Origin of the sequence: Slackia exigua ATCC 700122 (assembly GCF_000162875.1) — a bacterium.
In the GTDB taxonomy this organism is placed as follows: Bacteria; Actinomycetota; Coriobacteriia; order Coriobacteriales; family Eggerthellaceae; genus Slackia; species Slackia exigua.
In genome coordinates this window covers 328496-341180 of record NZ_GG700630.1, presented here as the reverse complement: position 1 = coordinate 341180, position 12685 = coordinate 328496, and the positions used below count along the sequence as shown (strand labels likewise).

General features: G+C 56.7%; 10 protein-coding genes. 9 read left to right on the top strand and 1 reads right to left on the bottom strand.

Going from position 1 to position 12685, the window contains the following annotated elements:
* The first annotated feature begins 62 nt into the window (after positions 1-62).
* Genes HMPREF0762_RS01475 through HMPREF0762_RS01455 form a run of 5 tightly spaced genes read left to right on the top strand, consistent with a single transcriptional unit; the run spans position 63 to position 6600 of the window.
* Positions 63-737 carry an MptD family putative ECF transporter S component gene (locus HMPREF0762_RS01475; protein WP_006361576.1) on the top strand — a complete coding sequence of 225 codons (675 nt, stop codon included), beginning with the start codon at positions 63-65 and terminating at the stop codon, positions 735-737.
* 34 nt (positions 738-771) lie between these two features.
* Positions 772-1446 carry an energy-coupling factor transporter transmembrane component T family protein gene (locus tag HMPREF0762_RS01470; RefSeq protein ID WP_245935547.1) on the top strand — a complete coding sequence of 225 codons (675 nt, stop codon included), beginning with the start codon at positions 772-774 and terminating at the stop codon, positions 1444-1446.
* The gene (locus HMPREF0762_RS01465; RefSeq protein ID WP_006361574.1) at positions 1443-3068 is read left to right on the top strand and encodes an ABC transporter ATP-binding protein; all 1626 of its coding nucleotides are present in this window, start codon (positions 1443-1445) and stop codon (positions 3066-3068) included. Before HMPREF0762_RS01470 ends, HMPREF0762_RS01465 begins: the two co-directional genes overlap by 4 nt.
* Before the next feature lie 2 nt (positions 3069-3070).
* Complete coding sequence (locus HMPREF0762_RS01460) at positions 3071-4855, top strand: ABC transporter ATP-binding protein (protein WP_084779334.1); 1785 nt, start codon at positions 3071-3073, stop codon at positions 4853-4855.
* 2 nt (positions 4856-4857) lie between these two features.
* Positions 4858-6600, top strand: coding sequence for an ABC transporter ATP-binding protein (locus tag HMPREF0762_RS01455; RefSeq protein ID WP_006361572.1), 1743 nt, complete (start codon positions 4858-4860; stop codon positions 6598-6600).
* Between the two features lie 339 nt (positions 6601-6939).
* On the opposite strand, the gene HMPREF0762_RS01450 is transcribed toward HMPREF0762_RS01455, so the two are convergent.
* Positions 6940-7902, bottom strand: a complete 963-nt coding sequence (locus tag HMPREF0762_RS01450) for a helix-turn-helix transcriptional regulator (RefSeq protein ID WP_006361571.1) — start codon at positions 7900-7902, stop codon at positions 6940-6942.
* A 219-nt stretch (positions 7903-8121) separates the two neighbouring features.
* On the opposite strand from HMPREF0762_RS01450, the gene HMPREF0762_RS01445 reads away from it, so the two are divergent.
* From HMPREF0762_RS01445 to HMPREF0762_RS01435, 4 genes are all read left to right on the top strand, one after another.
* Positions 8122-8544, top strand: coding sequence for a TOBE domain-containing protein (locus HMPREF0762_RS01445; RefSeq protein WP_009078309.1), 423 nt, complete (start codon positions 8122-8124; stop codon positions 8542-8544).
* A gap of 413 nt (positions 8545-8957) precedes the next feature.
* Complete coding sequence (locus HMPREF0762_RS09045) at positions 8958-9926, top strand: helix-turn-helix domain-containing protein (RefSeq protein WP_006361569.1); 969 nt, start codon at positions 8958-8960, stop codon at positions 9924-9926.
* A 244-nt stretch (positions 9927-10170) separates the two neighbouring features.
* Positions 10171-10776 carry an MptD family putative ECF transporter S component gene (locus HMPREF0762_RS01440; protein ID WP_006361568.1) on the top strand — a complete coding sequence of 202 codons (606 nt, stop codon included), beginning with the start codon at positions 10171-10173 and terminating at the stop codon, positions 10774-10776.
* A 110-nt stretch (positions 10777-10886) separates the two neighbouring features.
* On the top strand, positions 10887-12677 hold the full coding sequence (locus tag HMPREF0762_RS01435) for an ABC transporter ATP-binding protein (protein WP_006361567.1): 1791 nt from the start codon (positions 10887-10889) through the stop codon (positions 12675-12677).
* Positions 12678-12685 lie beyond the last annotated feature (8 nt).

Sequence of the window (12685 nt, the reverse complement as noted above, 5' to 3'; positions counted from 1 at the left end):
GCGTTCTTTCCTGTGAGTATAGCAAATGTTAAGTAAAGCTAACTAAGGGAAGGGGCGGCAGGATGCCGGACGGAAGACAGGCGGCTCGGGCGACCGATAGAGCATCGGGGGTCGACGGGCGGCGCATCCATGAGCGAGGAAAAGAGCGCTGGACGGTGAGAGATGTGGTGACGCTCGTCGCCTTCAACCTCATTATCATAGCGATCACGTTCGTGCTGAAGATGGGCGAGGACCTGCTGTTCTCTCCCCAGACCGAATTCTTTATCGGATCGTGGCTGTTTCCTCTGGCAAGCACGCCGTTCTATCTCGTCATGGCCGATCGCATCGGAAAGCATGGCGTTCTCGCAGCCACTACGCTGGTGTTCGGGACGCTCTATGCCCTCATGGGAAGCCTTTATTGTTTCCCGATCGCCCTCGTCGGAGCCGTGATTGGAGAGCTTTCCATGTGGGGCGGAGATTCTTATCGCAAGCCCTTGCGCGTCGCGATGGGGTTCTTCGTGTATTGGGTCATCTTCGGTCTCTACGGGGTGATTCCGTATCTTCTGTTCCAAGATGCCTACGTAGCTCAGCTGAGCGCCCTCTACAGCACCGAGGATGTAATGGCGATGGTCGCGCAGTACACTGAGCTGCCGTGGATACTCCTGATGATGGTGCAATTTGCCGTCGGTACCGCCGTAGGCGGCCTTATCGGCGCGCGCCTGTTGAAGAAACATGTCCGCAAAGCGAAGATCGTCTAGGCGACGAATGAGGGCGTCCGATTCTATGCAAGGCGTGCTCGGCTTGGATCCGCGTACGCATCTGGCGGCCATCGCCTTGGTCGGCATCTCCACGATCATGATCGCGGAGATGCCCTTCGAGGTTCTCCTGCAGGTCGCTGCCGCCGTATATCTCTGTTTGAACGACCGCGTCCGCCTGGCTGTGAGGTGCTGCGCGTTCTTCGCTTTGGTTCTGGCGTTGAGCTTCGCTCCTCTTCCGGGCCTTTACGGCGTGCTCTTCGTGAGCCTCATGCATATGACCCCGCCGTTCACGGTGGGCTGTGCTCTGTTCTCGCTTTCGCCCTCGGCCATCATGGGAGCCCTTTCCCGTTGGCATGTTCCGCCTATCGTGCGAATCGGGGTGTGCATGATGTTTCGTTTCGTGAGCCTTCTCGGTTTCGAGACCTGTCAGGTCATACGCGGCATCCGTATGCGGGGTATCTTCGCGAGGCGCCGGGACGTTCTGCTCCACCCGGCCTTGGCTTGCGAATGCCTGTACGTCCCCTTGGTGATGCGTAGCCTGCGACTGTCTTCGGAGCTTGCCGCGTCGGCGGAGCTGCGCGGCGCGCTCGCAACGGGTACGAGGTCTTCCGTATACCATATCGGATTCTGCTGGCGGGATGCGGCGGCGATTCTACTTCTGGCGATTCTGTGCGCCGCCCTCGTCATCGCGTCGGCGGTGTCGCTATGAAGCAGCATGCGCGCGACTCCCGTCCTATCGTGCGGATGTTCGACGCTTCTTTCGCGTATGGCTCATCCGATGAGAACGGCGGCCCCGAAGCCGATGGGGCATGCGGGTCGTCGGAGGATAAAAGCATCGGCGCGCGCGGCATATCCCTGTGTGTGGAAGCAGGCGAGTGCCTGGTGCTCTGCGGGAGCTCAGGCAGCGGCAAATCCACCGTTCTGCGTATGATTGACGGGTTGGCCGGCGCGTTCTTTCCCGGAGTCCTTGCCGGTCGCATAGAGGTATGCGGATGCGACGTGCGGGATTGGAGTGCTCGTAGTCGCGCTGCGAGCCTCGGCGTAGTGATGCAGGATCCTCGCAGCCAGTTCTTCATGGACACGGTGTTCGATGAGATCGCATTCGCTTCCGAGAATCTCGGCATCGCTCCCGACGAAACGATCGCGCGCGTCAAGCATGCTGCACGACTCACCGGTGTGACGAATCTGCTTGAGGAGAATCTCACCCAGCTGTCGAGCGGTCAGAAGCAGCGGGTGGCGCTCGCGGCGGCGATTGCCGGGAGGCCCAACCTGCTGCTGCTTGACGAGCCGACGTCCAACCTGGATGACGAGGGCGCTCGAATCCTCGTGGACATTATCGCGAATTTGAAGCGACAGGGTATCGCCCTGGTCATTTCCGAGCATCGCTTGCATCGTTTCGCTCCTGTGGCGGATGCTTATCTATGTCTTTCCGACGGTCGTATCGCGAAGCGCTGGAGCGCCGAGGAATTCATGGGTCTTTCCGCAGATGAGGTCGCTGTCTATGGATTGCGCCATCCCGATGCCGAGCGTGAAGGCACGCATCCAGCGTGTATTCTCGCGAAGCCGAAGCCGCCGATTCTGCATGCGGCGAAGCCATCGGATCCGCTCGTCTTGCATGCAGGAGACCATTCTGCGCATATGCGCTTTCGTCCGGCGGGCGCGTTCGGTCGGTCGAATACTTCGAGTCCATGGAACGCAACCCTGACGAAAGGGTCGGATTGGTCGGTTCGTGATCTGGTCTATGAATATCCTTCAACAAAGCGCGGGGTGCGAGGGGTCAGCGCGCATTTCGCATCAGGGGCCGTGACGGTCGTTTCCGGAGTAAACGGCGTCGGCAAGACGACGCTTGCCCGCGTGCTTTGCGGGGTCCTGCGCGAACAGGGAGGCAGGGTCTTACGCAGTGACGAGCCCATCTCGCGCAGCGATCGCAGGCGCTCCAGCTACTTCGTCATGCAGGATGCCGACTATCAGCTGTATGCGGGAAGCGTGGCCGACGAGGTTGTGTTAGGCCGCGGGATGGATGAAGCGCTGAAGAATCGCGCCTGGACGGCGCTCGATGCTTTCGGCCTGCGTGATTTGGCAGACCGACATCCCTTGTCACTTTCGGGAGGTCAGAAGCAGCGCGTGACGCTGGCTGCCGCATACTGCTCCGATGCAGATCTCGTGGTTCTCGATGAGCCGACGAGCGGGCTTGACGGCAGAGGTGCGAAGCAGATCTCCGACTGGTGTCGGACGCTGGCGGAATTCGGAAAGACCATCGTCATCATCACCCATGACCAGTTGCTTGTGAACCTTGCGGCCGATGCGGTGATAGAGCTGGAAAGGACGTGATCATGAAAAGGGAATCGAAGGGTGCCCGTCGGTTGACGCCGATGAATCGTGCTGCGAGGCCGAGTGCTTTCGCGAAGCTGTACTACTTCATGCGGCCCGACCGCGCCCGCATGGGGGTTTCGCTCATCCTCGCCTGCATCGGAGAGGTGTGCGGTATGGTTCCGTATCTGGTCGTGGCGCTGCTTGCTGCCGGTCTCATCGATGGCAGCCTCACGCTCGAACGTGCTGGACTCCTTGCGTTGGCGGCTGCGTTCGCCCATGTCGCGCGATTCGTTCTCACCTGGCGCAGCTCGATGATGTCGCATAGGATCGCATTCAAGGCGCTGCGCACCATGCGCGAGCAGATGGCCGCCAAGATGGCGCGCGTCCCCCTGGGTACGATCGTGGATACGCCGACGGGCGTGTTCCGCAACCGTTTCGTCGACAACGTCAACATGCTCGAGGACGCGATCGCCCATTTCATGCCCGAGCTTCCCTCCAATGTATTCGGTCCGCTGTTGGCGATGACGGTCGTTTTCGTCATTGACTGGCGCATGGGCCTTGCCGGACTGGCGACCATACCCTTGGGTGTGCTGTTCTATTCAGGCATGATGCGTGGCTATCAGGAAAAGATGGCGCACTATATCGGTACGGAGAACCACATGAACTCGACGTTGGTCGAATACGTGAACGGCATCAAGGTCATCAAGGCGTTCGGTCGAACGGCCTCGTCGTACAGGGCGTTCTCGGAGGCGGTGGCAGCCTATCACGACTCTACGCTCGACTGGTTCAAGCAAAGCTGGGTGTGGATGGCGGCGATAAAGTCGGTGGTGCCCTGCACGCTTCTGGTCTCGCTTCCTGTCGGCGTGATGCTCATGTCGGCAGGCGAGCTGACGCTGCCGGCGTTCCTTTGCTGCATCGTCATTCCTCTTGGCTTCATCGGTCCTCTTATGAGATTCGCCCAGGCGGCAGGCATGGTGTCGCGCATGGACGCGTGTCTGAACGCGATCTGGGACTTTCTCGGAGAACCGGAGCTGGTCCGTCCTCAGGAGCGAGTGACGTTGGGCGATCGTTCGTTCGAGTTCGATCGGGTCTCCTTCTCCTATCACGAAGGCGCGGAAGTGCTGCACGAGGTGAGCTTCGCTACCGTGCCGGGCGAGATCACGGCGATCGTCGGGCCTTCAGGTTCAGGCAAGAGCACCATCGCCAAGCTGATGGTCGGCTTTTGGGATGCAAGCGCCGGCGCGATCCGCTTAGGTGGCATCGATGTAAAGGACATCCCGTTTACGCAGCTCATGGAAAACGTCTCCTATGTCGCGCAGGACACGTTCCTTTTCGACTGCTCGCTTGCCGACAACATCCGCATGGGAAAGCGGGATGCGACGATGGAGGAGGTGATTGCTGCCGCGAAGGCGGCGGGATGCCATGACTTCATCGAAGCGCTTCCGCATGGTTATGACACGTCGGCAGGCGAGGCGGGAGGGCGGCTCTCGGGCGGGGAGCGGCAGCGGGTGACCATCGCCCGCGCGATTCTGAAGGATGCTCCCATCGTGGTCCTGGATGAGGCCACCGCCTATGCCGATCCCGAGAACGAGGCTCTCGTCGAGCGGGCGGTCGGCCGTCTGATCGAGGGCAAGACGCTCGTGGTGATCGCCCATCGCCTCTTCACCATTAGAAATGCGCAGCAGATCCTCGTGGTCGACGGCGGAAGGGTCGTTGGGCACGGAGCGCATGAAGAGTTGCTGGCTGGAAACGAGCTGTATGGGCGCATGTGGAGCCAGCATATGAGCACGATTGAGGTGGCATAGGCATGTTTGCATTGGTGAAACGGATACTCGATCTGGCCGGCAGCTTTTCCGTGGCGGCGCGACGCAGCCTCATCATCGGAATGGCCTGCAACGTGATCAAAAGCTTCTTCATGGCGGCGATGATGATCGCCGTATTCTGGGCCCTGGAGCATCGTGACGGCTTTGGATCGGACGTCATCTGGCAATGCCTTTTCCTGTTGCTGGTAAGCGTGGCAGGGCAGTATGCGATGCAGTACGCCGTCGATGTTTCCATGGATGCTCGAGGTTTCGATATATTCAGGGATCTGCGTATACGCGTAGGCGATCGCCTGAAAGGCGCCGCGATGGGTTATTTCAGCGAGCAGCGTCTCAGCGCGATCTCCACCACGCTTGCTACCACGCTTCATCAGCTCGAGGAGTTCATGACCATCTGTCTTACGGGGCTTTCGGGCGGTGTTGCGATGGCCGTCATCATTGGCGTCGGTTTCGCCTTCGTGGCCCCGCCTGTCGCGGCGATCACGTTCGCCGGCATAGCAGCGGGCCTCCTTGTTCTGCGCGTGCTCTTGAGGCGTTCGGGCAAGGCGACGAAACGGGTGCTTGAGGCGCAGGAGTCGATGAGCGATGCAGTGATGGAATACGCGCGCGGCATGGCGGTTTTGCGTGCTTTCAGCACACCTGCGGATGCCTTGTCGTCGGTCGAGCGGAGCTTCGAGGAGAAGCGCGCGGCGGACTACGTGCAGGAAGCCGCTGGGCAGGGATTGCTGAAGCTTTACGCGCTCGTATTCAACCTGGCCAGCTGCGGCGTGCTGTTCGCTGCGTGCGCCCTGTTCCTCTCCGGTGCACTGCCTTTATCATGGGCCCTCACGCTTCTTGTAGCAGCTTTCATGATCTACGGAGAGTTGATCAGCGCGAACAACGGGGCGTTTCTCTCCAAGAAGATCGGCAATGAGCTCGATCGCGTGGACGAAGTTTGCGATATTCCTAAACAAGATGCCTCGGACAGACCGCTTGCCATGGAAGGCAACGACATTGCGCTCAATCACGTGAGCTTCGGATACGGCGATGGCCGCGAGGTTATCCATGATGTGAGCCTGTTCATCCCCGAGGGTACTACGTGCGCGATCGTGGGACCGAGCGGTTCGGGCAAGACGACGCTGGTGAATCTCATCGCCCGATTCTGGGATGTGGATTCCGGATCGGTGAAGGTGGGCGGAGCCGACGTGCGCAGCGGCACGGCCGAGAGTCTGCTTGCACGGATATCCATGGTTTTCCAAGACGTCTATCTGTTCAATGACACGGTTGAGAACAATATACGTTTCGGCGTGCCTGAGGCTACGCGCGAACAGGTCGCGGCGGCGGCCGAGGCGGCGCGCTGCCATGACTTCATCGAAGCGCTGCCTCAGGGATATGCCACGGTGCTCGAAGAGGGCGGGGCGAGCCTTTCGGGCGGCGAACGCCAGCGCATCTCCATCGCCCGGGCGATTCTCAAAGACGCGCCCATTGTCATCCTCGATGAGGCGACGAGCTCGGTCGATCCCGATAACGAGCATGATCTCATTGCTGCCTTGTCGCGGCTGACCGCAGGCAAGACCGTCATATCCATCGCCCATCGCCTGAACACTGTGAAGACGGCCGACCAGATAATCGTGCTTGACGGCGGTCGTATCGTACAGAAGGGACGCCATGGGCAGTTGATGGAGGGAGAGGGCTTGTACCGCAGCTTCATAGAGTTGAGGAAGGCTGCGGTCGGTTGGACGATCGCTTAGCGATGCGCAACGGCGGGTTATAGACGGGTTCGTCATCCCTGCATACAAAAAAAAGGCGGATCGGCACGCTGCACCAAGGGGGAGAGGTGCTTGACGTGCCGTCCGCTTACGGGTAGGCGACGTTGCATCCATGGGCGTCCGCATAAAATCGACGGGTTCTAGGATCTCGGAAAAAGGGGGCAACCGATTGCCTTGAGAACCCGTCCGCTTCCCAGTGGATGTTAACCACGGGAAACTTTATACCCCAGCAGTCCGATGCGGTCAAGCGACTCTTGGAAAAAACTTTCGACATTCTTTATGCCGAGAGCCGCTTTCCGTGTGCCGGCCGCATGAATCCGTCTAGAGCTCGTAGGTTATGGCTCCCATGGTGGAGACGTCGAAAGGGAGAGCCTTCGAGAAAAGCGCACGGAACGTCTTGGATGCGACGATGCGTTTCGCATCCTGCAAAAACGCGCGCGTGCGGCCGTTCTTGATGATGACGAGATCGGCGGTGACCGCTTGAAGAGGAACGAATAGAACGCCTGTGACGAGACTCGCCGTCTGCGCGGAGCCGATGCAGACGTCGACGAGCCCATGCGCTACCAGCATCGCCGCATCGTGGGCGGTGGCCGTTTCGCTTTCGTAGCCTTCGACGTCTTGGGCGACGAGCTCGAACGCGGCGATCTTCTCATCGAGGATCACGCGCTCCGCCGTGCCGCGCGGCCTGTTCGCAAGAGTGCCGCCGCAGCGGAAGAGGGAGCTCCAGCTCGTGACGCCTTTCGGGTTGCCTTCTCGCACGATAAGCCCGATGGGATAGGAAGCGATGCGCATGACGACCAATGAGGTTCCAGGAATCAGGCGCTGGACATAGGGGATGGTGCAGCTATCGGTCTTTCGATCGTGCAGGCACGTGACGGCCGCATCCGCATCTCCCGCATAGAGGCTTGCCAGGGCTGCATAGTCGCACATGGCCCGATGCGCGACGTTCAATCCATGCGCGCGCAACAGGCCGGTCACCTCATCGCAGACCGATCCCTCGCCTGCGATGACGAACGGATCGGCATCCGGCTTGAAAGGAGCGATGGCATCGGCGATGTCGTGCGTCGATGATCTTGTGCCCGCATCCGCATTCGCATCGGCGAGGCTCTCTCCTCTGACGCGTGCGAGGTATTCGGTCACGTCGTCGAGGGTGAAGAGGAGCTTGCGTCCCATTCGATAGGACTTCAGCTCGCCGGATTTCGCCAACGCATAGACCGCGTTCCGCCCGATTCGCAGAATCCTTGCCACGTCGCTTGCGTTCAGTGCTATGTCGCTCGGTGTCATATATATCCAATCAGAATATAGTGATATAAGAATAATAAACGAGGACGGAAAATGAGCAAGAGGGACGAATCGGGATCGAGATTGTGATGGATGGTCGTCGCGCTGCATGGAGCTCCGAATGGATGCCATAGTGGATTTCGTCAGAAAGGCGGGGCGGCGAGGGGCCGCATCTGCATGAGAGAAGGCCGGCGCGACGCGACGGCCGGGAAAGGAACGAGCATGAAGATTTCCGCACGCAACCAGATCAAGGGCACCGTCAAGACCGTCAAGGAAGGCGCCGTCAACGCGGTCGTCGTCATCTGCCGCGGCAACCATAACCCCATCACCGCCGACATCACCATGGCGGCCGTCGAGGAGCTTGGCCTGGCCGAAGGCAAGGAATGCTACGCCGTGATCAAGGCCACTAACGTCATGTTCGCCACCGAGCGCATCGCCGGTCTGTCCGCGCGCAACCAGATCGAGGGTACCGTCGTCTCCGTCAAGGAAGGCGCCGTCAACGGGCATGTGACCATCGAGGATGAAGACGGCGTGCGCATTTCCGGTTCCATCACCAATGCCTCCATCCAAGAACTCGGTCTGGCCGAGGGCAAGAAGGCCGTCGCCGTCATCAAGTCCACCGACGTCATGGTCGCCGTCGACTAAGCTGTGAATTTCATAGGCACTTCTGCGAATGCTCGAGAGACTTTTTTCAGCTTGTCTCTCGAGCATTTGTTGTCGTTTTCAAGTCAAGGTATTTGACGGTGAATACGTGGTTTTTGGTTTGAGCATTGACGAATGTATGGGAATTAGCACCTGCGCTTGATGGAAAAACTTAAAATGTCGGAGGATTATGCTGTAGAAATCGCAGATATTCTCTATCTGTGGAGTGGTATTACGCGCAAAAGAATATGAGTCCTCCCTCTCGGTTTCGTACGAAAGCGACAATATGCTCGACGTTGGTTTTCGCAAGAGGCGGATCGTCTTCTCTCAGAAGAATGAATTATCGTTCTTGAGGATATTCTCGTGGTGCTATGAGGCTCTACCGTGATGCAAGATAAGGATTTACGAAAGTGTCGATGGAAATCCCGCCAGTCTTCCCTAAAGAATGGGACATACGAAAGGAAGTATTTGAAGACGGGTGCATCGTGCATTACTCCCATGATAGATGCGGGAGCGGATTGATGCATCTCTGCGAGCCGCTACCCGGTATTGCTGTGGCGTATAACGTGGTCGATGCCTGCGGCATCACGTTGCCATCTTGGTTTCGAACCGACTCCCTTTTCATTAATTTTTGCAGTGAAGGATGTTGTGAAATAAATTACGGCGCTGCAGGATCCATTATGCTGGAGCCAAATTCGACAAGCATAAGCAAGCTTCCAATGCAATCGTACATATTTCCTTCGGGTCATTATATCGGCAGCGAATTGCTATTCAATCCCTCGTTGATGAGCGCGGACCTAAAAACGCTGCTTGATGAAACAATGCGCTCTTTCCCAAACACCTCTTCCCACGATCGGTCGGAAACGTTCGTTTATGCATTTTCTGGCGATAGCGGTCTTCAAGAGCATTTTAAACTTCTTGCACCTCGAAAAACGATAGGTAGGATCGATCAACACGTTGCGTGCGATGCAGTGAAGAATCTGCTTCTATATTGCGCATCGCCTTCGTTTAGAGATAAGCCACGACCTCGGTATCGACGTATCACTTCTGTTCAGCGTCAGATCGTTGAAGAGTGTCATGATATTATCGCAAGGGATTTATCCCAACGGATATCGGCGGAAGAGCTAGCGGCCATCTACGGAATCAGTGCGACTTCGTTGAAGAATTACTTTCGCTATGTATATGGGAAGACGCCTTCAAATCTTGTTTATGACATGAGGATGAAAAGAGCGAAAGAGCTTCTGGAAAGAACCGACATGCCTGTTTCAAGGGTATCCGAATCGGTAGGTTACGCGAATCATGGCAAGTTTGCACATAGCTTTAAGCGTTTTACGGGCTTTTTGCCTCTGGAATACCGCAAGATGCATCAGTTGAACGGCAGATAACGAGAATCTTACGAAATGGCATGGTCTTCATGCGATGCGCGCCAGGACAGATGCGTTCTGCGCATCCGTTCGTAAGAGCATGCCTTCTTATCCTCTCAAAAAAAATGTCATACGGGCGACTTGTGCTAATCGGACATTGTCTCTCAAGGCGATATGAAAATATAGTTAGTTATCTCTAACTCATTATTACATTGCGTATTGCAATCCAATATCAACACCTTGCCTTAAAGAGAGAGGTCTCGGAATGAAAACCAAAGATGTGGTCAGAATCGCTCTGCTGTCCATTGTCGGTTTTGCACTAAGCCTGGTCGGATCGCTCGCTACGCCGCTTTTGGGAAATTATTCCTTTGCTGGTGAAGTTGCATTCGGCGCGTTTCTTGGAGGCGCCGTCTACTATGTTCTCACGCAGAAGGTCCCTCGAAGGGGTACGTCGTTCGCTTACTTCACCATCATGGGTTTTCTCTATCTGATCATGGGATTTTGGACCATGACGATCATACTTGCGATTGCAGGGTTTCTTGGAGAGCTGTGCTTGATTCCCGTGGGCGCATATAAAAACAGATGGCGCATCACTGGTGCCTACGTTCTGAGTAATGTCGTATACGCCCTTCATCCGGTATTCATCTTTTACATAATTGGCGTTGACAGGCTGTTGCTGATGTTTCCGAATGCTTATACCGTCGATGGAGCGCATACCCTTCAACATATGCTTTATTCGCCGCTGGCGATCATTTCGATTATAGGAATATGCCTTATCTGCGCTTTCTTTGGAATGGCTATCGGGCATTCGGTCTATGAGAAGTTCTTCCATGGCGGCGAGTCTGTGAAACGTGAGCCTATTCTCAAATAATCAGCATTCATGTAATGCGCCTAGCCTTTTTCCTTTATAGGGCTGCAGATTGGACGATGGAGTCGTCGAGGGCGTATCGATAAAGAATTTGAAAAGTGCGGGAGGAATGCATGGAGGACCTGCTCGAAGAAAAGAGTATGAAGAATTCCCAGCAGGCGATCATTGCCGAAGAAGAAGCCGCATTCGTCCGCTTGGTCGATGCTGCGATGAAATACAAAGCAGGTTATATCGCCTCCATATCGCTTGCTGTGGTGGGTGTGGCAGGAAAGGTGATTCCTTATCTGCTTCTCGTGCAGATCATAGGTGCTCTCATTGAGGGCGAACGGCATGTCGCCGTATACGGAGGCTGGTTTGCCGCAATGGCTCTCTCTTATGCCATCGGACATGCGGCAGCTGCGATTTCAATGGCCGTTTCGCATTATTTCTGCTTCAAGACGCTTGCCGATATTCGCGAAAAACTATTAGAAAAAATGTACACCATGCCACTCGGATATGTGCAAAACCGTCCAACAGGGGAGATCAAAAGCATTGTCGTGGATGGTATCGAGTCGCTCGAGCCGACCCTCGCGCACGTCATTCCCGAGATGACCGCGAATATCATTGTGCCGACGTTCGTCATCGCCTACATGATCGTTCTCGACTGGCGTATAGGGCTCATCGGGCTCGCCGTGGTTCCTTTGGGTCTTGTTCTCATGATGCTCGCTTTCAAGAATTACGATGTGAATTTCCAAAAGCAAGCGGCTCTTTCAAGTAAGGTGAACGCCGCGCTCGTCGAATTCGTGAATGGGCTCGAAGTCATTAAGGTTTTCAATCAAGACGCCCAGTCGTATCGTAGGTTCAAAGATGCTGCGGAAGAGAATGCGGGATTCTCGATAGCATGGATGAACGAGATCGCACCTGCCGCCGCGTCAGCGCAGGTGATAATGGGTGCATCCCTTTTGTTCGTGTTGCCTGCGGGCCTTTTTTTCATGGCGCAAGGAACGCTTGAAACGACGGTGTTCCTGCAGCTTATAGTGCTCACGCTCTCATGGGTCGGACCCATTGTGGCCGCATTCAAGTATCCAGACCAGATATCGGCGGTTCGATCTACGGCGCGGCGCGTGTTCGCCGTTGTGAACGAGAACGATCTTGTGCGGCCGGATAGCTCTTCCGCGGCACGCGATGCATCCATATCACTTGAGGATGTCTGCTTCTCTTATGATGCAGAAAATGCCGAAGTGCTGCACGGCATTAACTTGACATTGGATGAGGGCTGCAAGCTTGCGCTCGTCGGACCTTCGGGTGGCGGAAAATCTACCATAGGCAAGCTCATCGCAGGGTTTTGGGATCCGACTAAAGGAGCGGTACGCATCGGGGGCGCTGATGTGCGCGATATCTCGCTTGAGGAGGCAGGGAAGCTCATATCCTATGTGTCGCAGGATGTTTTCCTCTTCGATGCGACCATCGAGGAGAACCTTCGTATCGGCAGGCCCTCTGCTACATCGGAGGAGATTGTGGAGGCTGCGCGTGCAGCCGGATGCCACGATTTCATTGCGTCATTGCCGCAGGGCTATCAGACTTTGACGGGTTTGGGGGGACGATATCTTTCGGGCGGTGAGCGTCAGCGCGTCACCATCGCACGCGCCATGCTCAAAGATGCGCCGATCGTCGTCATGGACGAGGCCACGGCCTTTACCGATCCCGATTCGGAAGCTCAGATAGAGACGGCTCTCAGTGCGCTTGTGCGAGATAAGACGCTGGTGGTTATCGCGCATCGTCTATCCACCGTGCGAGATGCCGATTGCATTGCCGTCGTCGACGCCGGCCGAATCGTCGCGACGGGTACCCATGAGGAGCTGATCGCGACCTGTCCTCTATATCGCGATATGTGGGATTTGCACGTCGGTGCGCGAGAGCTGTAGGGAGAATG